The sequence below is a fragment of the Bradyrhizobium sp. SZCCHNR1053 genome, from assembly GCF_032381235.1.
Lineage (GTDB): Bacteria > Pseudomonadota > Alphaproteobacteria > Rhizobiales > Xanthobacteraceae > Bradyrhizobium.
In genome coordinates this window covers 648648-670019 of sequence record NZ_JAUHJM010000002.1, presented here as the reverse complement: position 1 = coordinate 670019, position 21372 = coordinate 648648, and the positions used below count along the sequence as shown (strand labels likewise).

Sequence of the window (21372 nt, the reverse complement as noted above, 5' to 3'; positions counted from 1 at the left end):
GAGAGATCACCCCACCCCGCTCGCCCGCTTCGCGTGCGATCGACCCTCCCCCTCCAGGGGAGGGTGGCACCGAGCGCGCGGCTAGCTTGCGCGCGTCCGGCGGCCCTCGGTGTCTCGCAAAAAAGCGGCGCTCGATGGACGGCTTACTATTTGAATCCTGCGAACCGGCTGTCGAACGAGTTCGACTGCAGCACCGGGACGGCGCCGGAGACCAGTGCGGTCTGGGTCTGGGCGGGGGCCGAGGCCGTGGTGGCGGGCGCGTCGCCGGCGGCAGGCTTGAACGGCGGCCGCGCGGCAGCCTGCCTGGTCTCGGCCGGCTTGGCCGCGACCGGCTTGGGCGCAGGTTTGATCTCGGCGGGCTTGATCTCCGAGGGCCTGGCCTCGGCGGTCCTGGTCTCGGGCTTCGCCGTCGCAGCCTTGGTGTCGGCCGCCGCATTGCCGCCGATCCCAACCTTGCGGGCGAGGCTCGACATGAAGCTCGGCTTCTCCGGCGCACTGACGGCCGCCACGCGGGTGGAGGGCGCCGCTGCGGGAGCCGGAGCCGCACTGGCCGGCATCGCGGCGACCTCGTCGGCGCCGGGCGCGCGCGGCGGGTTGACATGACCGGGGATCGTGCCTGGCGCCGGCGAGAAGTTGGCGAGCGACAGGCCCGGCGCTTCGCCGGCATCGGACAGGCCGGTGGAGGCGCCCGGCACGCGGCTGGCGAAGATCGGATTCATGCCGCCATCGATGCCGGTGTTGAGCTTGGCGACCGGCGTGCCCTTGGCGACGAGCTTGGCGTATTCCACCTCGTCCGCCTGCTGCTTGTCGCGCACGGCGGCGGTGATCTCGTCGGGAACGACATAGGCCGGGCACTTGGCGGCGGCGTCGAACACCGGATCATGCGTCGCGCCCGGCGGCTTCTGGGCGTCGAAGACGTACTTCTTTTCGCAGAAGTCGACCTTCGGCTCCTGCCGGGTGACTTCGAAATGGTCGTAGCCTTCCTTGATCATGCGCCAGAACGGCATGTTCGGATTGTTGCGGTGCCTGGCCATGTTCACCGGCGTCATCCGGAACGGATAGGCCTGGAACTGGAAGGCCCGCTGGCCGCCGAAGAACGACTCGCGCCCAAGCGCATAGATCTCGGCGATCTGCTCGTCGGTCATGGCGAAGCAGCCGCGCGAGGAGCAGTCGCCATGCACCATCAGCTGCGAGCCGCTGCGGCCCAGCGCCTTGTCGAAGGCGTTCGGATAGCCGGTGTTGAAGGACAGGTAGTAGGCCGACTGCGGATTCATCTGGCTCGGATTGATCGAGTAGAAACCCTCCGGCGCCTGGCGGTCGCCCTCGCGCACCTTGGGTCCGAGGTCGCCGGACCAGCGGCAGATCGGATAGGTCTTGAGCAGCGCGAACTTGCCGGAGCGGTCCTGCTTCCAGACCTCGAGCTCGGCCTCCTGCTTGAACACGCGGACCAGGATCGGCGACTGCAGATCCATGTCCTTCTCGCCCATCGTCGCGACGAGCTTCGGCGACACCGGCTGGTTGGCCTTGGCGTTGGTGGCGAGCGCGACCTGATCGCTGTTGCAACCCGTCAGCAGCGCACCGGCGGCCAACACCGCCGAGGTCATCAGAACCCGGACGAAAGCGCGGTTGATCAAGACAATGCTCCCCGCAAACCCGGCATGCCGCAACACCCCAGTCTCATCTCACCCGATCGGCCCGAAAGCTGGATAAATCACGGGTCGACCCTGCGTCATGCCGTCAAACCATTGATTAAAATTGTAGCCTTTGACCCCACGACCCGCAACCCGCGCTCCGGCGGTGCCGCGAGGCCCTGGCCGCTTTGGTCAACAACTCCTAAACAGCAGAGCCCGCCGGCGGGGCCGAAATGCGGCCAAACGGCTGGAAAGACTCACAAAACCGCGAGCGCCGAGGGCTCGGCTCCCGCCCGCTCAGCCGAGCTTGCGGCCGATCTCGATGAACTTCTGCCGGCGCTGCTTGCGGATGGCGTCGGCGTCGAGGCCCTTCAGCTCGTCAAGCGCCTGGGCGATCGCCTCGCCGGTGGCCGCGATCATCGCCGCGGGATCGCGGTGGGCGCCGCCGACCGGCTCCTTCAGGATGGTGTCGACCACGCCGAAGCGCAGCATGTCCTGGGCGGTGATCTTCATGCTGTTGGCGGCTTCCTGCGCCTTGGTGCCGTCGCGCCAGAGGATCGAGGAGGCGGCTTCCGGCGAGATCACGCTGTAGATCGCATGCTCCAGCATCAGCACGCGATTGGCGGTGGTCAGCGCGATGGCGCCGCCCGACATGCCCTCGCCGGTGATGATCGCAACGTTGGGCACGCCGAGTGCCAGGCAGGCATCGGTCGAGCGCGCGATGGCCTCGGCCTGGCCGCGCTCCTCGGCGCCGATGCCGGGATAGGCTCCGGCGGAATCCACCAGCGACAGCACGGGGATGCCGAACCGCTCGGCCATTTCCATCAGGCGGACCGCCTTGCGGTAGCCTTCCGGGCGGGCCATGCCGAAATTGTGCTTGAGGCGGGATTCGGTGGTGGCGCCCTTTTCCTGGCCCATGACGCAGATCGGCTCGCCGCGGAAGCGGCCGAAGCCGCCGAGCAAAGCGGCGTCTTCGCCGAACTTGCGGTCGCCGGCGAGCGGGGTGAACTCGGTGATCAGCCCGCCCACGAAGTCCGTGAAGTGCGGCCGCTGCGGGTGGCGGGCCACCATGGTCTTCTGCCACGGCGTGAGCGTGGCGTAGAGCTCGGCCAGCGCCTGGCCGGCCTTCTCCTCGATCCGGCTGACCTCCTCGCCGATATCGGTGCCGGAGGCGGCCATCGCCCGGAGTTCGTCGACCTTGGAATCGAGCTCGGCAACAGGCTTTTCGAAATCGAGGTAGCTGCGCATGGGATCCGGCATGGAAGAGCTGAAGGAAGAGCGCTGGGAGACGAAATCGGTTCGGCCTTCGGACCTGAAGCCGAAGGACTTCAGGAGCTTAGGGTACGATCGGTGCCCAGCCTCCCGGCATCGCGCCGGGATCGCGGGCAGGATGGCGCTCTTTCGGGGCAGACGGGCGCGAAGTCAAGCCGGCCGGGCGTCACGCCGGCGGATTTGGTTTCGGGAAGGTGTGAAGCGAGGTCAGGTCTCGGCCAGCGGGTGCAGGTCGCGCACCAGGCTCTTGAGGCGCTCCTCGACCACGTGGGTGTAGATCTGGGTGGTCGAGATGTCGGTGTGGCCGAGCAGGGTCTGGACGATGCGCAGGTCGGCGCCGTTGTGCAGCAGATGGCTGGCGAAGGCATGGCGCAGCACGTGCGGCGACACCAGCCGGGCCGGCAGGCCGCTCGCCACCGCGAGCTCCTTGAGGTCGCGGGCGAAGTGCTGGCGGGTGAGGTGGCCGCTCTCGCCGAACGAGGGAAACAGCCATTTGCCGAACGTCGCACTGGCCTTCTTCTCGGGCTTCAGCGCATCCAGGGCGGCGAGATAGTCGGCCATCGCCTGGCGCGAGGCCTGGTTCAGCGGCACCAGCCGCTCCTTGTTGCCCTTGCCGCGCACCACGATCATGCGGGCGTCGTTGCGGGCGGCCGTCCGCGGCAGCGCCACCAGCTCGGAGACGCGCAAGCCGGTCGCGTAGAGCACCTCGAGCAGGCAATACAGCCGCAGCGCGCGCAGCCGCTGCGCCGGCGAAGCGTCCGTGCCCTCGCTCAGCTCCTTCGCGCGGGTCAGCATCCGGTCGACATCGCCGATCGACAGCACCTTGGGCAGCGGCCGGCCGCGTTTCGGGCCGGACAGGATCGCGGCGGGATCGTCGCTGCGGATGCGCTCGCTCAGCAGGAAGCGAAACAGGTGCCGCATCGCCGACAACCGCCGCGCCACGCTGGAGGACTTGAAGCCCCTGGTGTCGAGATCGGCGAGATAGTCGCGCAATGCCTGGGTGTCGGCCGTGGCGAAGCCGTTGGCCTTGCCGCCGAGAAATTCGGAGAGATCAGTGAGGTCGCGGCGATAGGCGTCCAGCGTGTTCTGACCGGCGCCCTGCTCGGCGGCCATCATGTCGAGGAACAGGCTCATCAGCCTGGCGTCGGAGGCCTTGACCTTCATGTCGTGAAATCCGCTGCGTCCGAGGCGATCGAATCACTACGAGGTATTCGTGCCGGCACGTCGAGCGGTGACTGCAAATCTGGCCGATATCGCGGCGCCCAGCCGCCTCAGACAATCGTAAAATTCTTAATCAATGCCCTGTGGCTTTTCGGTTCGCCGCAGCGGTGCCGATCATCTCTTCTGGAACCTGTCCGGCGGGATCGTCACCGTCATCTCGCGCGGCTTCGGGTTGACGAAATTCGCCAGCGCGTAGATCGCGCCATAGACCACGCCGACGATGATGGCGATGACGGTCAGGAAGCGGAACAGGCTGGGCATGTCGGTCGCGCAGGCCACCAGAAAGGGAACGGTTTCATCCAACATGTTCGCATCGGCCTTGCAAGCCCGTCGGGCAGACCGGGCAGCTCGCCTTGGCTCGGGGAGCGGAACAGGATGCCTTTGAAAGCAGCAGGGCCTGGGTTAGAAGCGGAGAAATGACCGAACCGACGCAACCAGCATCTGGACCTGTCGCCCAGGAGGCCGCGATTCTCGCAGGCCTCGGCAAGCGGCTGATCGTGCTGGTCGGCATGATGGGGGTCGGCAAGTCGACCGTGGGCCGGCGGCTCGCGGCGCGGCTCCGGCTGCCGTTCGTCGATGCGGATACCGAGATCGAGACCGCGGCCGGCATGACCATACCGGAAATCTTCGAGTCGCGCGGCGAGGACTATTTCCGCAATGGCGAGGCGCGGGTGATCGCCCGCCTGCTCGAAAATGGTCCGGCGGTGCTGGCCACCGGTGGCGGCGCCTTTATGCGCGAGGAGACGCGGCGGCGCATCCAGGAGAAGGCGGTCTCGGTGTGGCTGAAGGCCGATGCCGACGTGATCATGCGCCGCGTCCGGCGGCGGGCCGACCGCCCGCTGCTGCAGACGGCTGATCCCGAAGGCACGGTCGCGCGGCTCCTGACCGAGCGCGAGCCGGTCTACCAGCTCGCCGACCTCACGATCTTCTCGCGCGACGTGCCGCACGACCGGGTCGTCGAGGACTGCCTGGAGGCGCTGCAGGCGTTCTTCTCTCCACCGGAGACCGCGGCGAGGCCCACCGGACCACAACCCGATCCAGTTCAATCCGATCCTCCGCAGGCGATGGGCGCGCTCCGATGACGGCACCACTGAAGCATTCCGATCCGATCATCGTCGACGTCGCGCTCGGCGAGCGCGCCTATGACATCGTCATCGGCCGCGGCGTGCTGGCCTCGCTCGGTCAGCGCATCGCGGCGTTGCGTCCGGGTGTCCGGACGGCCATCGTCACCGACCGCACCGTGGCCGCGCACTGGCTGAAGCCGACCGAGGCGATCCTGGCGGAGGCGGGAATCCCGTCGTCCACGATCGTGGTCGAGGAGGGCGAGGGCTCCAAGACCTATGCCGGGCTCGAGAAGGTCAGCGAGGCACTGATCGCCGCCAAGATCGAGCGCAACGACCTCGTCGTCGCGCTCGGCGGCGGCGTGGTCGGCGATCTCGCCGGCTTCGCGGCCGCCATCCTGCGCCGCGGGGTCGACTTCGTGCAGGTCCCGACCTCGCTGCTGGCGCAGGTCGATTCCTCCGTCGGCGGCAAGACCGGCATCAACTCGCCGCAGGGCAAGAACCTGCTCGGCGCCTTCCACCAGCCGGTGCTGGTGATCGCCGACACCGCGGTGCTCGACACGTTGTCGCCGCGCCAGTTCCGCGCCGGCTATGCCGAGGTCGCCAAATACGGCCTGCTCGGCGATGCCAGCTTCTTCGCCTGGTTGGAGGCCAACCACGCCGACGTCGTCAAGGGCGGTGCGGCGCGCGAGCACGCGGTTGCAACCTCCTGCCGCGCCAAGGCGGCGATCGTCGCCCGCGACGAGCGCGAGACCGGTGATCGGGCGCTGCTCAATCTCGGCCACACCTTCGGCCATGCGCTGGAGGCCGTGACCGGCTTCTCCGACCGGCTGTTCCACGGCGAGGGCGTCGCGGTCGGCATGGTGCTGGCGGCGCAGTTCTCGGCCGAGCTCGGCATGCTGCCGCCCGACGACGTCACACGCATCGAGCGTCACCTTGCCGCGGTCGGTCTGCCGACCCATCTGCAGGATATCGCCGGCTTCGCCCAGGAGGGGATCGGCGACGCCGACCGGCTTTTGGCCTTGATGGCGCAGGACAAGAAGGTCAAGCGGGGCAAGCTCACCTTCATCCTGATGGAAGCCATCGGCCGCGCCGTCATCGCGAAGGACGTCGATCCGGCGCGCGTTCGCGACTTCCTGCAGGCCAAATTGCGCAGCAGAAGCTGATCCCGGGCTTTACGCCGTGTTGAGCAGTGCCAACGGATCATCGGCGGCCTCCCTACAGAGCGACATCGGCGTCATGGACTGGATCACACTCTCCGTCGTCATCATCCTCCTCGCCGCCTCGGCCTTCTTTGCGCTGAGCGAGACCGCGCTGACCGGTGCCTCCCGCGCCTCGATGCTGCGGCTGTCGAAGCAGGGCAATCGCGACGCCGACGTGGTGTCGAGCCTGTTCGACATGCGCGAGCGGCTGATCGGCGCGCTGCTGCTCGGCAACAACATCGCCAATATCGCCGCGTCCGCATTGGCGACCGGCATCTTCACCGCCTGGTTCGGCGAGGTCGGCGTGCTCTACGCGACCGGCGTGATGACCGCGCTGGTGGTGATCTTCGCCGAGGTGCTGCCGAAGACGATCGCGATCAATGCGCCCGATCGCGTCTCGCTCACGGTTGCCAGACCAATGCGGGCCGCCGTGATCGTGCTCGGTCCCGTGCTGGCCGTGATCGAAGCGATCGTGCGTGGGCTGATGCGGCTGATCGGCTTCAAGGTCGGGGCCAATCAGCCGATCCTGTCGCCGACCGAACGCCTGCGCGGCGCCGTCGATCTCCTGCATCATGAAGGCAAGGTCGAGAAGCAGGACCGCGACATGCTCGGCGGCCTGCTCGACTTGCGCGAATTGCAGGTGTCCGACGTGATGGTCCATCGCACCGAGATGGTGATGGTGAATGCGGACCTGCCGCAGGAGGAACTGGTGCGCGAGGTGCTCGCCACCGAGTATACCCGCATCCCGCTATGGCGCGGGACGCCGGAGAACATCATCGGCGTGCTGCATGCGAAGGACCTGCTGCGTGCGATCCGCGCCGCCGAGGGCGATGTGTCGCACATCGACGTCGCCTCGCTGGCGCTGCCGCCTTGGTTCGTGCCGGAGATGCGTTCGGTGTCGGAACAGCTGAAAGCGTTCCGCCGCCGCAAGACGCATTTCGCGCTCGTGGTCGACGAGTATGGCGAGGTCGAAGGCATCGTCACGCTCGAGGACATCCTGGAAGAAATCGTCGGCGACATCTCCGACGAGCAGGACGTGCAGGTCGCGGGCGTGCGCGTGCAGCCGGACGGATCCGTCGTCGTCGACGGTTCGGTGCCGATCCGTGATCTCAATCGCGCGATGGACTGGACGCTGCCGGACGAGGAGGCGACCACTGTCGCAGGTCTCGTGATTCACGAGGCGCGCTCGATCCCCGAGCGCGGCCAGAGCTTCACGTTCTACGGCTTCCGCTTTCGCGTGCTGCGCCGGGAGCGCAATCGCATCACCGCGCTGCGCATCGTACCGGTGCCGCGCGGCGAAACCGAGGAGACGCGGCCGCGCCGTGCAGGCACGGCGTTCTAATTGGGGATCAAGCCTCGCCCGGCGCCTTCGCATGCAGCGCGAGCGCGTGCACCGAGCCGGCAAGTTCCGCTGCCAATGCGGCGTTGATCAGGCGGTGGCGATCGACACGGCTCTTGCCGGCGAAGGCCTGCGACACAATATACACGCGGAAATGGGTCTCACCGCTCGGCTGATGGCCCATATGGCCTTCGTGCAGATGTGATTCGTCCTGAACATCGAGGCTTTCCGGCGAGAAAGCTTCGCGCAACTTTTTGATGATAGCATCTCGGGTCCGCATGGTCTCTGGAAATACGCATCAAATTATTTTTCGTCAATCGGCGGTCCCCGCCAGAGGTATTCGCAATGTCAAGACTTGAAGCTTTCGGCGTTGCGTAGTCAAAGTCCGCCATGCCGATCGATTCAAACAAATTCTTCGACTCCATCCGCATCAAGCCCAAGAAGCAGGCTGCGCGGCAGCCGGTGGTGCGCGAGGAGGCCCAGCCCTGTCAGTGGCCGGACTGCAAGAACAAGGGCTCGCACCGCGCGCCCAAGGGACGCGAGAACGTGCGCGAGTATTGGCACTTTTGCCTCGACCACGTGCGCGAGTACAACCAGTCCTATAATTTCTTCTCGGGGATGAACGCCGAGGCGGTCGCGCGCTATCAGAAGGATGCGCTGACCGGACATCGCCCGACCTGGAAGATGGGTGCCAACACGTCGGCCAAGCGCGGCACCGGCAGCGCCGAGGGCGATCTCGGCGATGCCGCCGATCCGTTCAGCGTCTTCGCCGAGATCAACGGCCGCGGCAGCTGGCGTCCGGATCCCCAGTCGGCCCCCAAGGCCGAGACGCGCAAGGTCTTCAACGCCGAGCGCAAGGCGCTGCAGGTGATGGGCCTTGGTCCCGATGCGACGCTCGAAGACGTCAAGGTCAAGTACAAGGCGCTGGTGAAGCAGCACCATCCCGACGCCAATGGCGGCGACCGCTCCACCGAGGATCGCCTGATCGAGATCATCAAGGCCTACAACTACCTGAAGACGGTGGTGAAGGGCTGACGCGCGGCAGCGCTCGAGGCTGCCGCGCGTCGCGCTTGACGGTTCAGGGCTTCGGCCCGATATAGGCCGAGCTGGGCCGGATCAGCCGCCCCGTCCGCTGCTGCTCGCGGGCATGCGCCGTCCAGCCCGCCGCACGCGCCACCGCGAAGATCGGCGTGAACGCCTGGCGCGGAATCTTCAGCGCATCGAGCAGGATGGCGGTGAAGAACTCGACATTGGTGTCGAGCACGCGCTCCGGATTCTTCTGCCGCAGCGCTTGGCGGATGTAAGCCTCTACCTCGCTCGCAAACGGCAGATCAGCCCCGCTGCCCGCCAGCCGCTCGATCGCGCCCTTGAGCACGTCGGCGCGCGGATCGCGCACGCGATAGATCCGATGCCCGAACCCCATCAGCCGCTCGCCGCGGCCGAGCGCCGCGTCGACCCACGGCTTGATGTGGTCGCGCGTCCCGATCGCGTCCAGCATCTCCAGCACCGGCTCCGGCGCCCCGCCATGCAGCGGGCCGGTGAGCGCGCAATAGCCGGCGGTCACCGACGCGAACAGGTCGGCCTGGGTCGAGGCCACGACCCGCGCGGCGAAGGTCGAGGCGTTCATGCCGTGATCGCAGACGGTGACGAGATAGGTGTCCAAGGCCGCCACCTCCCCGCTCTCGGGCCTATCGCCACGCACCATCCGCAACGTATCGGCGGCGTGGCTGGCATCAGGGTCGGGGGCAATCGGCGGCGCTCCCTGCGCGCGCTGGACCAAGGCGCCGGCGATCACCGGGCAGGCGCCGACGATCGTGGCTTCGTCGTCGAGCCCGGGTTCGTGGCGCAGCGCCGCGACCGCGGCGCGGAAGCCGTCGATGATCGACAGGCCGGAGGTCGCGGCGAGCAGCTCGGGCAGCCGGGCAAAGGCACGCTCGCGGGCACGACCAAGGCTGGCGCGGACCTCGGCCTCGCCGACGGTGCGCTTCGTGGCCGCGCTCCATAGCCGGGCGGTCACGCCCTCGAAGCCGTTGGCGGCGGCGAGATCGGCCACACGGGCGCCGGCGATGATGAGCTCTCCCTGCTGGCCGTCGACGTGGCTGAGCACGGTCTCGGCGGCGGCGATGCCGTCGAGGCCGATCGGGGTCTTGCCGAGGTGGATGGTCATGGCGGGTCTCCTTCACGAGTGGTCACGCCGGCAAGATCCGCCCAGTCGACAACTTGATCAATCTTGATTAAGCTGATCAATATGAAAAAAGACAGCGGACTTTACCTATCTGCCCGTGAAGCTTCGGCCGAGCTCGCGATCTCGCCGGCCACCCTCTACGCCTATGTCAGCCGCGGCCTGGTCCGCTCCGAGCCGTCGCCGAACTCGCGCAGCAGCCGCTATCGCGCCGAGGACATCCGCGCCCTGAAGGAGCGTCGTGCGCCGGCCCCCGAGCCGCGCGCTTTCCGCAGCTTCGATGCGGATCTCCCCGTGTTCGATTCCGCCGTGTCGACGATCACCGAAGCCGGTCCGATCTATCGCGGCGTCAATTGCGTCGACCTGGCCGCGCGCGACACGCTGGAGCATGCCGCGACACTGTTGTGGGACGTGACCGCGCTCGATCCGTTTGCGCCAGACAACCTTCCGGCCGTGTCGGAGGAGATGAGTCTCATCGCCGATGCCGCGCGGCGCGCGGCGCCGATCGACCGCGCCATCGCGGTGCTGGCGCTGGCGACACATGCTGATCCCGCGGCCTTCAACCGCGCACCCGACGGTCGGGCGCTGGTCGGCGCCCGCATCGTTCGGCTTGTGGTCGCAACCATGCTGAACCAGCCCGCGTCAGCCGATCCGCTCCATGTTCAGGTAGCGCGGAGCTGGGCGCCCGGACACGAACATGCGCCGGACCTGATCCGCCGCACCTTGGTGCTGCTTGCCGATCATGAGCTGAACGCGTCGACCTTCACCGTCCGCTGTGCGGCGTCGACGGGCCTCAGCCTCTACGATGCCGTCATCGCGGGTCTTGCGGCGCTCAAAGGGCCGCAGCACGGCGGTGCCGGCGTGCTGGCGTCGCAACTGGTGAAGGCACTCATCGATCGCGATGTCGCGCCGCTGATCCGCGAGCGGGTGGCGCTGGGCGAGCGCTTCGCCGGGTTCGGGCATGGCGTCTACAAGCGCGGTGATCCGCGCGCGATCTCGCTGCTGGAGGCGCTGACGCGGGCCGGCGCGCCGCGCAAATTCACCCGCGAGGTGCCGGAGCGGATCGCAGAGGCGACCGGCGAGTTCGTTAACATCGACTACGCGCTTGCGGTGCTGGTGCATAGTCTGCGTCTGCCCGCCGGCAGCGAGCTGGCGCTGTTCGCGATGGCCCGCTGCGTCGGCTGGATCGCCCACGCCTGCGAGCAGCTGCAGCATGGCCGCCTGATCCGCCCGCGCGCCCGCTATATCGGACCCGCACCCGGCCGCGGCGCCATGTTGGATTCGCTGTAGCCGTTCTAATCCGCGGCGCCGGCCGCCAGCTGCGTCTCGCGCCGCTTCCGCGTCAATCTGAGGACCAGCCAGACCACGATCGTTCCGGCGATCGCCGCGATGATCCAGGTGGATTTGGCGATATGGCTATGATGCGGAATGCCGCCATAGCGGTGCAACAGCTGCACGGCGAATACTCCGGGCAGGACATGGGCGCAGGCCCACAGCACGATGGCAGGGATGTTCACGGCGTAGAAGCGCGGCGGAGGGATGTCGAGCGCGCCGGCCGTGATCGGCACGACGGCGCGGATCGGCGCGACAAAGCGGGCGAAGAAGATCGCCAGGGTGCCGAAACGGTGGAAGAAGGCCTCGCTCTGCGCCACCAGGCGCGGATAGTTCGAGAGCGGCCAACTCGTCAGGATCTCGCGCTGCCTGCGATGGCCGACCCAGAACGCCCCGCCGTCCCCCAGCACCGCGCCCAGGATGGCCGCCGCCAGCACCCATTGCAGGGTCAGCTCGCCGCCCGGAATCAACGCGCTCAGCGCCAGGATGATGGTCGTGCCTGGAACCACCGAGCCCATGATCGGGATCGCCTCCAGCAGGGCGGCCAGAAACAGGGTGAGATAGGCCAGTCCCGCATGCGCTGAGACGAAGGCAATGAGGGGATCGAACAGATGGGCCACGCGGTTCCTGTTGGTGGAGAGGGTGGGCGGGAGCTCCTCGATAAGTAGGAACCCCGGCTCCGGGTGCCACGTCGAGATCCTGGGAAGAGCCGGTGGGCGAAAAGGTGGCACGATTCGCAGGGCAGCCTTTCGAAAACGGCCACTCATGCCTATCTCGATGATATAACGACGGAACTTTGATCAAGGCTTAGGCTTCTGCCCGCGCGTGCTCTCTGCTAGGCTGGCGTCGAAGCCCTTCAACCGCAGCCAAACATGAAATCTGGTTTCGGGAATGCCCGGGACCTCGGAGGATGAATGACGACCGCCGCTACGACCAATGCGCAGGAGATGACCGGTGTGCCCGACATGAAGGTGTCGGTGCGGCAGGTGTTCGGGATCGACAGCGACCTTGAGGTGCCGGCTTTTTCCGCAAGCGACCCGCATGTCCCCGAGGTCGACGCCGACTACCGCTTCGACCGCGCCACGACGCTTGCGATCCTGGCCGGCTTCGCCAAGAACCGCCGCGTGATGGTGACCGGATACCACGGCACCGGCAAGTCGACCCATATCGAGCAGGTCGCGGCGCGACTCAACTGGCCGTGCGTGCGCGTCAACCTCGACAGCCACATCAGCCGTATCGACCTCGTCGGCAAGGACGCGATCGTGGTCAGAGACGGCAAGCAGGTCACCGAGTTTCGGGATGGCATCCTGCCCTGGGCGCTGCAGCACAACGTCGCGCTGGTGTTCGACGAATATGATGCCGGCCGTCCGGACGTGATGTTCGTGATCCAGCGCGTGCTCGAAGTGTCGGGCCGGCTGACGCTGCTCGACCAGAACAAGGTGATCAAGCCGCACCCGGCGTTCCGTCTGTTCGCGACCGCCAACACCATCGGGCTCGGCGACACTTCGGGCCTCTATCACGGCACCCAGCAGATCAACCAGGGCCAGATGGACCGCTGGTCGATCGTCACCACGCTCAACTACCTCGCCCATGACGAGGAGGTCGAGATCGTGCTGGCCAAGGCCAAGCACTATCAGAACGCACAGGGCCGCGACACCGTCAACAAGATGGTGCGGCTCGCCGACCTCACGCGCAACGCCTTCGCCAATGGCGATCTGTCGACGGTGATGAGCCCGCGCACGGTGATCACCTGGGCCGAGAACTCCGAGATCTTCGGCGACATCGGCTTTGCCTTCCGTGTGACGTTCCTCAACAAGTGCGACGAGCTCGAGCGTCCGCTGGTCGCGGAATTCTATCAGCGCTGCTTCAATGCGGAGTTGCCGGAATCCTCCATCAACGTGGCGCTGAGCTGACACACCGGCGTCGTCCTGGCCTCGGGCCGGGACCCATACGCCGCGGCCTCTCTCGTCGGGTGACGCGGGAGAGCGAGTGCGAACAAACGAACGCCGGTGGTTATCGGGCCTGGCGTTCGCCGGGACGATAGCCGCAGGAATCAGATGACCACACCGAGCAACAAGCCCCGTCCTGGCGTCAAGGAAGCACCAACCGAACCTTTCAAGAGGTCGGTCACGGGGTGCCTGCGCGCGATCGCCAGGGCGCCCGAGCTCGAAGTCTCCTTCGCGGCCGAGCGTCCCGGCCTTGCGCCGGGCAAGGCCCGGCTGCCGGAGCCGGCGCGCAAGATGACCAAGCGCGACGCCGCCGTGGTGCGCGGCCATGCCGACTCGATCGCGCTGAAGCTCGCCTGTCATGATCCGAAAATCCATCGCAAGCTGATCCCGGGCAATCCGCAGGCGCGCGGCGTGTTCGAGGCGGTCGAGCAGGCCCGCGTCGAGGCGATCGGTGCAAAACGCATGGCCGGCGTCGCCAGGAATCTCACGGCGATGCTCGATGATCACTTCCATCGCGGCAAATATGACGAGATCACCGACCGCGCCGACGCGCCGCTGTCGGATGCGCTGGCCATGATGGTGCGCGAGCGCCTCACCGGCATGGCGCCGCCGAATGCGGCGCGCAAGGTGGTCGATCTCTGGCGTCCGTTCCTGGAGGACAGGATCGGCCAGCGTCTCGATGAGCTCGGCCGCTTCACCGAGGATCAGGCCAAGTTCGGCGACCTCGTCCACGATCTCTTGTCGGCGCTCGATCTCGGCGATGAGCGCAACGCCGATTCGGAAGAGGACGAGGACAACGACGACAACCGCGACGGCGACAATGAGCAGTCCGGCGCCGAGGGCTCGCCCGAATCCGACGCTGCGCAGGAGATGAGCGCAGACCAGGCGCAGACGACGTCGGACGAGATGTCGGAGAGCGCCATGGAGGCGGCCCAGGCCTCGGCGTCCGACACGCTCGATGACGGCGAACTCGGCGACGACGAGACGCCGGGTGAGGCGACGCGTCCGAACCGAGGCGGTGCGAACGAGCCGCGCGGCCCCGAATATCACGCCTTCGCGCCGAAGTTCGACGAGATCATCGCGGCGGAGGACCTGTGCGACCACGACGAGCTGGAGCGCCTGCGCTCCTATCTCGACAAGCAGCTTGCGCACCTGCAAGGCATCGTGGCGCGGCTCGCCAACCGGCTGCAGCGCCGGCTGATGGCGCAGCAGAACCGCGCCTGGGAGTTCGATCTCGAGGAAGGCGTCCTCGATCCGGCGCGGCTGTCGCGCGTGGTCATCGATCCCTATCAGCCGCTGTCGTTCATGCGCGAGAAGGAGGCGACCTTCCGCGATACGGTCGTCACGCTGCTGCTCGACAATTCCGGCTCGATGCGCGGACGCCCGATCACGGTGGCCGCGACCTGCGCCGACATTCTCGCCCGCACGCTCGAGCGCTGCGGCGTCAAGGTCGAGATCCTCGGCTTCACGACGCGGGCCTGGAAGGGCGGGCAGTCGCGCGAGGCGTGGCTCGCCGCCGGCAAGCCGGCCAATCCCGGCCGCCTCAACGATCTCCGCCATATCATCTACAAGTCGGCCGATGCGCCGTGGCGGCGGGCGCGCAAGAATCTCGGCCTGATGATGCGCGAGGGGCTGCTGAAGGAGAACATCGACGGCGAGGCGCTCGACTGGGCGCACAAGCGCCTGCTCGGGCGTACGGAGCAGCGCAAGATCCTGATGATGATCTCGGACGGTGCGCCGGTCGATGACTCCACGCTGTCGGTCAATCCGGGCAACTATCTGGAGCGGCATCTGCGCCACATCATCGAGGAGATCGAGACTCGCTCGCCGGTCGAGCTGATCGCGATCGGCATCGGCCACGACGTCACGCGCTACTACCGTCGCGCGGTGACCATCGTCGATGCCGAGGAGCTCGGTGGCGCCATCACCGAGAAGCTCGCCGAATTGTTCACGGAGACCCACGCGGCGCCGCAGCCTGCGCCGGGGCAAAAGCGCAGGCTGCATTCGTAAGCGGCCGTCGGCCGGCTGCGTCCCTCCTTCGCCTCGGAGGAGGTGGGGGAGGGGGCTCCGCTGACGATGTCGCTGCAGGCGATTGCCGACCGCAGGCGCTTTCTCGCGCTGACCATCGGCGGAGTGTCGGCATTCGCATGGTCCACGACGGCTCGTGCGCAACTCGCGCCGACGCCTGTCCGCAGACGCGCAGCTTCCGACGAGCACTCCGTCACGTCGCCGGTGAAGATCGAGGTCAATGCGCGACCGCTGCCTTCGTTCGACCTCCGCGATAGGACCCATCTGCGCTTCGGGATGCTGCAGTATCGCAGCGGCGTGGCGCTGACCTCGTCCTATCCCGGCTTCGGCGGCCTGTCCGGCATCCGGCTCGATGGCAAGGGTGAACGCTTCCTCGCGGTCAGCGACAAGGGCGGCTGGTTCACCGGCCGCATTGCCTATTCCGGCCGCGAAATCGCGGGGCTCGCCGATGTCGAAGCGGCGCCGCTGCTCAGTCCGGACGGACGGCCCATCACCGATCGCGGCTGGTATGATTCCGAGTCGCTCGCTCGCGATGGCGACATCGTCTATGTCGGCCTCGAGCGCGTCAACCAGCTCCTGCGCTACGATTTCGCCAAGGGCGGAACCGGCGCGCGCGGCGAGATCGTGCCGCTGCCGTCGGCCGCCAAGCGGCTGCCCTACAACAAGGGACTGGAAGCGTTGGTAGTCGTGCCGAAGGGCCTGCCGCTCGCCGGCGCCCTGATCGCGCTCTCCGAGCGCGGTCTGGACCCGAACGGCAATCTGCTCGCCTTCCTGATCGGCGGACCTGCGGCGGGACAGTTCAGCATCGTCCGCAGCAACGAGTTCGACGTCAGCGATGCCGTGCTGCTGCCGTCGGGCGATCTGCTGGTGCTCGAACGCAAGTTCTCGCTGTTCAACGGGGTCGGCATTCGAATCCGCCGACTGATGCTTGCGCAGATCGCGCCGGGCGCGCTGGTCGATGGTCCGGCGATCTTCTCCGCCGATCTCGGGCAGGAGATCGACAATCTCGAGGGCATCGATGCGCATGTCACGCCGGAGGGCGAGACCGTGCTGACGCTGGTGTCCGACGACAATTTCTCGATGATCCAGCGCACGCTGCTGCTGCAGTTCACGCTGGTGGAGTGAGCCGCGGCGCCGCTGCGGCGCCTCGCGTTGACCGCGCCTCGTCCATGATCGACACTTGCCGCCATCAGATCATCGTGTCCGCCGTTACAACCTGGAACTCAGCATGAGCGCCCTGTTCACTCCGATCAAGCTGCGCAGTCTCGAACTCGCCAACCGCATCATGGTGTCGCCGATGTGCCAGTACTCGGCCGAGAGTGGTGCGGCCAATGACTGGCACTTCACCCACATCAACACGCTGGCGCTGTCGGGTGCGGCGATGTTCTGCATCGAGGCGACGCATGTCGAGCCGATCGGGCGCATCACCCCCGGCTGCCTCGGGCTGTGGGACGATGCGACGGAAGCTGCGCTGAAGCCGATCCTGACCTCGGTTCGCAAACATGCGAAGGCTGCGGTCGCGATGCAGCTCGCTCATGCCGGACGCAAGGGCTCCAGCCACAAGCCGTGGGATGGCGGACAGCAGATTCCGCTCGCGGACGGCGGATGGCAGACGGTCGCGCCCTCGGCCCTGCCGCACAAGGATGGCGAACTCGCGCCGCAGGAGCTCGATGCAGCCGGACTGAAGCGGGTGTGCGATGCGTTCGTTTCCGCAGCCCAACGAGCCGCGCGCCTCGGCATCGACGCGATCGAGCTCCACGGCGCGCATGGCTATCTGCTGCATCAGTTTCTGTCGCCGATCGCCAACCAGCGCAGCGACGCCTATGGCGGCTCGCTCGAAAACCGCATGCGGTTTCCGCTCGACGTGTTCGATGCGGTGCGGGCGGTATTTCCGGCGGACAGACCGGTCGGCGTGCGCGTCTCGGCGACCGATTGGGTCGACGGCGGCTGGGATCTCGATCAGACCATCACGTTTGCGCAAGAGCTGAAGCGCCGCGGCGCCGATTGGATCGACGTCTCCTCGGGCGGCGTGTCGCCGTTGCAGAAGATCACGCTCGGACCCGGCTATCAGGTGCCGTTCGCCGCGGCCGTGAAACAGGCGACGGCGCTTCCCACCATTGCGGTCGGTCTCATCACGCAGGCGCAGCAAGCCGAGGAGATCGTGGCCTCGGGCAAGGCCGACATGGTCGCGCTGGCCCGCGGCATGCTCTATGACCCGCGCTGGGGCTGGCACGCCGCAGCGGAGCTCGGCGGACAAGTCGCCGCACCTCCGCAATACTGGCGCTCGCAGCCGTCGACGCAGAAGGAGCTGTTCGGCAGGACGACGTTCGGCGCACGCTGACGTGCAATTGATGACCGCAATGTTGCGCATCAGCGTTGCAAAATTCTGCGGTCATCATTCCGCCCGCGACACGGCTGACGATTGTCGCTGTCGGACGAAGTGCTAGACTTCGCAGACCACGTGCGGCGATGCCGACTCGTCTGGTCGTGTTTCGTCTCGCGTGACGATGAGCGCATCGCAAAGATGCGCCGCAATATAAACGCGAGAGGAAAGCGCCATGGAAATCGGATATTTCACGATGCCCTCGCATCCGCCGGAGTGCGGATTGAAGGAGGGGCAGGAGTGGGACCTGCAGGTCCTGCGGTGGCTCGACGAGCTCGGCTATCAGGAAGCCTGGATCGGCGAGCATCACACCGCGCCCTGGGAGCCGCATCCGGCGCCCGACCTGATTCTGGCGCAGGCCTTCCGCGAAACCAAGAACATCCGGCTCGGGCCCGGCGGCTTCCTGCTGCCCTATCATCACCCGGCCGAGCTCGCCAATCGCGTCGCGATGCTCGATCACCTCTCCGACGGCCGCCTCAATTTCGGCATTGCCGCATCCGGCCTGCCGAGCGACTGGGCGATGTTCAACGTCGACGGCATGAGCGGCCAGAACCGCGAGATGACGCGCGAGGCGCTGGAGATCATCCTGAAGATGTGGTCCGAGGACGCGCCATGGACGTACAAGGGCAAGTACTGGACGGTGACCAAGCCCGATGTGATGTTCGACTTCCTCAAGCCGCACATCAAGCCGGTGCAGGCGCCGCATCCGCCGATCGGCGTCGCCGGCCTATCGAAGAACTCCGACACGCTGAAGCTTGCCGGTGAGCGCGGCTTCATCCCGATGAGCCTCAACCTCAACCCCGCCTATGTGTCGTCGCACTGGGACTCGGTCGAGGCCGGCGCCGCCAAGTCCGGTCGCAAGCCCAGCCGCAGCGATTGGCGGCTGGTGCGCGAGGTGTTCGTCGCCGATACGGACGAGGAAGCCTGGCGCTTGTCCTCCGGCGACATGATGGGACGGATGATGGGCGAATACTTCCTGCCCCTGCTCGGTCATTTCGGCTTCAAGGACTATCTGAAGCACTCACCCGACGTGCCCGATTCCGACGTGACGGTAGATTATTGCGCCAAGCGCAACTGGATCGTCGGCTCGCCAGCCACGGTGACCGAGAAGATCGAGAAGATCTGGCATGAGGTCGGCGGCTTCGGCACGCTGTGCGTGTTCGGCTTCGACTACAAGCACAGGCCGGAAGCCTGGCACAACTCGCTGCGCCTCTTGAAGCAGGAGGTCATGCCGAGGTTGAGCCACCTCAATGCCGACCTGACCAGGGCCGCCTAATATGTTCGCGCCAGCATTCGCCCTCCCTTTCGGGCAGTGCTGGGGTCAAAAGAAATGTAGCTAAAATTTTCGCGCGAGTGCAGCTTCAGATTTGACGTTTGGGTGACGGTCTTGCCGTTAGGACGGTCCAGGCGTCGAATCCGCTGCATGCGCGTGGCGGGTCTGACATTTGGGGGCGGGTCATGCGGTTTCGCGTCAGGAAGTTTGCCCATATCCTCGAACGCTCGGGTTTGGCTCTGGCGGGGGCTGCCTGCGGCGTCTTCGTCGGGGCGCATGTCGGCTCCAGCGTTCCGTTGCTGACCACGCAGGGCTTCCTGATCGTGATGATGCTATCTGGGGCACTGGGCTTCTATCTCGGCATCGACACGCCGCAACTCCCTTTTCATCCGCATGACGAGGACTCACCTGCGGAGACGAAGATCGATACGGCCGAATTCCTGAGCGCCGTCGGGACCTTCCTTGCGACCCTGACGGCGTTCTTCGCCGTCGCCATCATTATCCTGCGCGAAGATCCGCACATCGTCTGGACGTCGCTGATCATGGTCGGCTGGATCATCGGCGTGATCATGCAGATCGTTTCCGGCGCGATCGCGCGTCTGCGGCGCTGATTTTCCCTGTTCAATTTTTGGGCTAACGCTGTCGCGAGTTTCATCTTGCGGCCGCGATCGCGATTGTGTGAGCCTTTGCATCGGGGGGCTCGACCTGTGAGCCGCGTCGTCCGGGGGGCGCATTGCGCGACTGACACAGGTCCTGGCGACGTTTCCAAAGCGTTGCCCGCGGTCGTATTGGAGTCCGTTCTACGGCGCTGCGCGCGGACGATCCAACAGTCCATGCGCCCAGAGCAGGCATCACATCAGAAGCCGCATGGCGATATCGCGCACCTTGGCGCGCTTGATGCATCGCGGCCGGCAATGACATTTGGGAAGTTCATCATGTTGAAACGGGTGCTGCTGGGTGTAGTCATTGGCTGCGGACTGTCCGCGGCGCAAGCGGAGGAGCCGAAGGTCGGCGGCGTGGTCAATGCGGCGATTCAGCCCGAGCCGCCAGGCCTGATGCTCGCGATGGTCCAGAACGGCCCGACGCAGATGGTCGCCGGCAACATCTTCGAAGGTCTGCTGCGCTACAGCCCCAAGCTCGAGCCGCTGCCCGGCCTCGCCGAGAGCTGGACCATCAGCCCGGATGCCAAGGTCTACACTTTCAAGCTGAAGCCCGGCGTGACCTGGCACGACGGCAAGCCGTTCACCTCGGCCGACGTGCTGTTCTCGATCGAGATGCTGAAGCAGACCCATGCGCGCGCCCGCAACAACCTCGTGATGGTCGAGAAAGTCGAGGCGCCGGATGATCTCACGGTGGTGTTCACGCTGAAGGAGCCGTTCGGTCCCTTCATCGGCATCTTCGAGGTCGGATCGATGCCGATGGTGCCGAAGCACCTGTATGGGGGCACCGACTACAAGACCAATCCGAACAACAACGCGCCTGTCGGCACCGGCCCCTTCATGTTCAAGGAATGGCAGAAGGGCTCCTTCATCCGGATGGTGAAAAATCCGAACTACCATGAGAAGGGCAAGCCTTATCTCGACGAGGTCTACTGGCAGATCATTCCCGACGCTGCCGCGCGCGCGGTCGCCTTCGAGACCGGCAAGGTGGACGTGCTGCCGGGCGGCTCGATCGAGAATTTCGACGTGCCGCGCGTCTCCAAGCTGCCCGGCGCATGCGTCACCGGCGCCGGCTGGGAGTTCTTCTCGCCGCTGGCCTGGATGTGGCTCAACAACCGCAATCCAATCCTGGCCAACAAGAAGGTGCGTCAGGCGATCATGTACGCCATCGACCGCGACTTCGCCAAGGACGTGATCTGGAACGGCCTCGGCAAGGTGGCCACCGGCCCGTCGGCGTCGACGATCAGGTTCTACAGCGACGACGTGCCGAAATATCCGTATGACCCGGCCAAGGCGAAGGCGCTGCTCAAGGAGGCCGGCTACAAGGGCGAGAAGATTCGCATGCTGCCGCTGGCCTATGGCGAGACCTGGCAGCGCTGGGGCGAGGCGGTGAAGCAGAACCTGCAGGATGTCGGCATGAACATCGAGACGATCGCGACCGACGTCCCGGGCGGCAACCAGAAGATCATGGAGTGGGACTACGACATCGCCTTCACCTATCTCTATCAGTACGGCGATCCCGCGCTCGGCGTCTCCCGCAACTACATCACCTCGGCGATCGCCAAGGGCCAGCTGTTCAACAATGTGGAGGGCTATTCGAACCCGGAGGTCGACAAGCTGTTCGCGGAGGGCGCCACGGCGCCGACCGATGCCAAGCGCAAGGAGGCCTATGACAAGGTGCAGAAGATATTGGCTGAGGACGTGCCCGTGGCCTGGCTGCTCGAGCTGCAGTTCCCGACCATCACCAAGTGCAAGGTGAAGAACCTCATCACCACCGGCATCGGCGTCAACGACGGCTTTCGCGATGCCTGGCTCGACAAATAGCGGTGCATTCCGGGGC

General features: G+C 66.3%; 19 protein-coding genes. 12 read left to right on the top strand and 7 right to left on the bottom strand.

The window, feature by feature from the left end:
• Positions 1–146: 146 nt before the first annotated feature.
• The 4 genes from QX051_RS07955 to QX051_RS07940 form a co-directional block, all read right to left on the bottom strand.
• Positions 147–1634 (bottom strand): L,D-transpeptidase family protein, encoded by a 1488-nt coding sequence (locus QX051_RS07955; RefSeq protein ID WP_315775689.1) that lies wholly within the window; start codon positions 1632–1634, stop codon positions 147–149.
• 294 nt (positions 1635–1928) lie between these two features.
• Positions 1929–2891, bottom strand: coding sequence for an acetyl-CoA carboxylase carboxyltransferase subunit alpha (locus tag QX051_RS07950; RefSeq protein WP_315756907.1), 963 nt, complete (start codon positions 2889–2891; stop codon positions 1929–1931).
• 219 nt (positions 2892–3110) lie between these two features.
• Positions 3111–4067, bottom strand: a complete 957-nt coding sequence (xerD, locus tag QX051_RS07945) for a site-specific tyrosine recombinase XerD (RefSeq protein WP_315775688.1) — start codon at positions 4065–4067, stop codon at positions 3111–3113.
• Positions 4068–4238: 171 nt separating this feature from the next.
• Positions 4239–4385, bottom strand: a complete 147-nt coding sequence (locus QX051_RS07940) for a histidine kinase (protein WP_315735738.1) — start codon at positions 4383–4385, stop codon at positions 4239–4241.
• 155 nt (positions 4386–4540) lie between these two features.
• On the opposite strand from QX051_RS07940, the gene QX051_RS07935 reads away from it, so the two are divergent.
• From QX051_RS07935 to QX051_RS07925, 3 genes are all read left to right on the top strand, one after another.
• Entirely contained in the window at positions 4541–5206 is a 666-nt protein-coding gene (locus tag QX051_RS07935; RefSeq protein ID WP_315775687.1) for a shikimate kinase, read from the top strand.
• Positions 5203–6351, top strand: a complete 1149-nt coding sequence (gene aroB / locus QX051_RS07930) for a 3-dehydroquinate synthase (RefSeq protein ID WP_315775686.1) — start codon at positions 5203–5205, stop codon at positions 6349–6351. Before QX051_RS07935 ends, aroB begins: the two co-directional genes overlap by 4 nt.
• A gap of 73 nt (positions 6352–6424) precedes the next feature.
• A complete protein-coding gene (locus QX051_RS07925) occupies positions 6425–7729 on the top strand; it encodes an HlyC/CorC family transporter (protein ID WP_315735190.1) in 1305 nt (434 codons plus the stop codon).
• 7 nt (positions 7730–7736) lie between these two features.
• Here the strand turns inward: QX051_RS07925 and QX051_RS07920 are convergent, their stop codons facing one another.
• Positions 7737–8006: a BolA family protein gene (locus QX051_RS07920; protein ID WP_315752308.1), complete on the bottom strand. Its 270-nt coding sequence runs from the start codon at positions 8004–8006 to the stop codon at positions 7737–7739.
• Positions 8007–8116: 110 nt separating this feature from the next.
• On the opposite strand from QX051_RS07920, the gene QX051_RS07915 reads away from it, so the two are divergent.
• Positions 8117–8761: a J domain-containing protein gene (locus QX051_RS07915; protein WP_315735186.1), complete on the top strand. Its 645-nt coding sequence runs from the start codon at positions 8117–8119 to the stop codon at positions 8759–8761.
• Positions 8762–8804: 43 nt separating this feature from the next.
• Here QX051_RS07915 and QX051_RS07910 read toward each other — a convergent pair whose 3' ends face one another.
• Complete coding sequence (locus QX051_RS07910) at positions 8805–9893, bottom strand: citrate synthase/methylcitrate synthase (RefSeq protein WP_315775685.1); 1089 nt, start codon at positions 9891–9893, stop codon at positions 8805–8807.
• Positions 9894–9974: 81 nt separating this feature from the next.
• On the opposite strand from QX051_RS07910, the gene QX051_RS07905 reads away from it, so the two are divergent.
• On the top strand, positions 9975–11198 hold the full coding sequence (locus tag QX051_RS07905; RefSeq protein WP_315775684.1) for a citrate synthase family protein: 1224 nt from the start codon (positions 9975–9977) through the stop codon (positions 11196–11198).
• A gap of 5 nt (positions 11199–11203) precedes the next feature.
• Here the strand turns inward: QX051_RS07905 and QX051_RS07900 are convergent, their stop codons facing one another.
• Positions 11204–11860 (bottom strand): DedA family protein, encoded by a 657-nt coding sequence (locus QX051_RS07900; protein ID WP_315775683.1) that lies wholly within the window; start codon positions 11858–11860, stop codon positions 11204–11206.
• Between the two features lie 294 nt (positions 11861–12154).
• On the opposite strand from QX051_RS07900, the gene cobS reads away from it, so the two are divergent.
• From cobS to QX051_RS07865, 7 genes are all read left to right on the top strand, one after another.
• Entirely contained in the window at positions 12155–13153 is a 999-nt protein-coding gene (gene cobS, locus QX051_RS07895) for a cobaltochelatase subunit CobS (RefSeq protein WP_315735178.1), read from the top strand.
• A gap of 144 nt (positions 13154–13297) precedes the next feature.
• The gene (gene cobT / locus QX051_RS07890) at positions 13298–15199 is read left to right on the top strand and encodes a cobaltochelatase subunit CobT (protein ID WP_315735175.1); all 1902 of its coding nucleotides are present in this window, start codon (positions 13298–13300) and stop codon (positions 15197–15199) included.
• 66 nt (positions 15200–15265) lie between these two features.
• On the top strand, positions 15266–16342 hold the full coding sequence (locus tag QX051_RS07885; RefSeq protein WP_315775682.1) for an esterase-like activity of phytase family protein: 1077 nt from the start codon (positions 15266–15268) through the stop codon (positions 16340–16342).
• A 103-nt stretch (positions 16343–16445) separates the two neighbouring features.
• Positions 16446–17558 carry an NADH:flavin oxidoreductase/NADH oxidase gene (locus QX051_RS07880; RefSeq protein WP_315775681.1) on the top strand — a complete coding sequence of 371 codons (1113 nt, stop codon included), beginning with the start codon at positions 16446–16448 and terminating at the stop codon, positions 17556–17558.
• A 217-nt stretch (positions 17559–17775) separates the two neighbouring features.
• The gene (locus tag QX051_RS07875; protein ID WP_315775680.1) at positions 17776–18876 is read left to right on the top strand and encodes an LLM class flavin-dependent oxidoreductase; all 1101 of its coding nucleotides are present in this window, start codon (positions 17776–17778) and stop codon (positions 18874–18876) included.
• A gap of 182 nt (positions 18877–19058) precedes the next feature.
• Positions 19059–19484 (top strand): hypothetical protein, encoded by a 426-nt coding sequence (locus tag QX051_RS07870; RefSeq protein ID WP_315735167.1) that lies wholly within the window; start codon positions 19059–19061, stop codon positions 19482–19484.
• Positions 19485–19808: 324 nt separating this feature from the next.
• On the top strand, positions 19809–21356 hold the full coding sequence (locus tag QX051_RS07865; protein WP_315775679.1) for an ABC transporter substrate-binding protein: 1548 nt from the start codon (positions 19809–19811) through the stop codon (positions 21354–21356).
• The last annotated feature ends 16 nt before the right edge of the window (positions 21357–21372 follow it).

Excerpts from the sequence above, each read along its gene's own strand:
- QX051_RS07910 (WP_315775685.1), bottom strand. The coding sequence starts at position 9,893 with ATGACCATCCACCTCGGCAAGACCCCGATCGGCCTCGACGGCATCGCC.
- QX051_RS07885 (WP_315775682.1), top strand. The coding sequence starts at position 15,266 with ATGTCGCTGCAGGCGATTGCCGACCGCAGGCGCTTTCTCGCGCTGACC.
- QX051_RS07870 (WP_315735167.1), top strand. The coding sequence starts at position 19,059 with ATGCGGTTTCGCGTCAGGAAGTTTGCCCATATCCTCGAACGCTCGGGT.
- QX051_RS07865 (WP_315775679.1), top strand. The coding sequence starts at position 19,809 with ATGTTGAAACGGGTGCTGCTGGGTGTAGTCATTGGCTGCGGACTGTCC.
- aroB (WP_315775686.1), top strand. The coding sequence starts at position 5,203 with ATGACGGCACCACTGAAGCATTCCGATCCGATCATCGTCGACGTCGCG.
- cobT (WP_315735175.1), top strand. The coding sequence starts at position 13,298 with ATGACCACACCGAGCAACAAGCCCCGTCCTGGCGTCAAGGAAGCACCA.
- QX051_RS07940 (WP_315735738.1), bottom strand. The coding sequence starts at position 4,385 with ATGCCCAGCCTGTTCCGCTTCCTGACCGTCATCGCCATCATCGTCGGC.
- QX051_RS07935 (WP_315775687.1), top strand. The coding sequence starts at position 4,541 with ATGACCGAACCGACGCAACCAGCATCTGGACCTGTCGCCCAGGAGGCC.
- QX051_RS07915 (WP_315735186.1), top strand. The coding sequence starts at position 8,117 with ATGCCGATCGATTCAAACAAATTCTTCGACTCCATCCGCATCAAGCCC.
- QX051_RS07875 (WP_315775680.1), top strand. The coding sequence starts at position 17,776 with ATGGAAATCGGATATTTCACGATGCCCTCGCATCCGCCGGAGTGCGGA.
- QX051_RS07920 (WP_315752308.1), bottom strand. The coding sequence starts at position 8,006 with ATGCGGACCCGAGATGCTATCATCAAAAAGTTGCGCGAAGCTTTCTCG.
- cobS (WP_315735178.1), top strand. The coding sequence starts at position 12,155 with ATGACGACCGCCGCTACGACCAATGCGCAGGAGATGACCGGTGTGCCC.
- QX051_RS07925 (WP_315735190.1), top strand. The coding sequence starts at position 6,425 with ATGGACTGGATCACACTCTCCGTCGTCATCATCCTCCTCGCCGCCTCG.
- xerD (WP_315775688.1), bottom strand. The coding sequence starts at position 4,067 with ATGAAGGTCAAGGCCTCCGACGCCAGGCTGATGAGCCTGTTCCTCGAC.
- QX051_RS07950 (WP_315756907.1), bottom strand. The coding sequence starts at position 2,891 with ATGCCGGATCCCATGCGCAGCTACCTCGATTTCGAAAAGCCTGTTGCC.
- QX051_RS07905 (WP_315775684.1), top strand. The coding sequence starts at position 9,975 with ATGAAAAAAGACAGCGGACTTTACCTATCTGCCCGTGAAGCTTCGGCC.
- QX051_RS07880 (WP_315775681.1), top strand. The coding sequence starts at position 16,446 with ATGAGCGCCCTGTTCACTCCGATCAAGCTGCGCAGTCTCGAACTCGCC.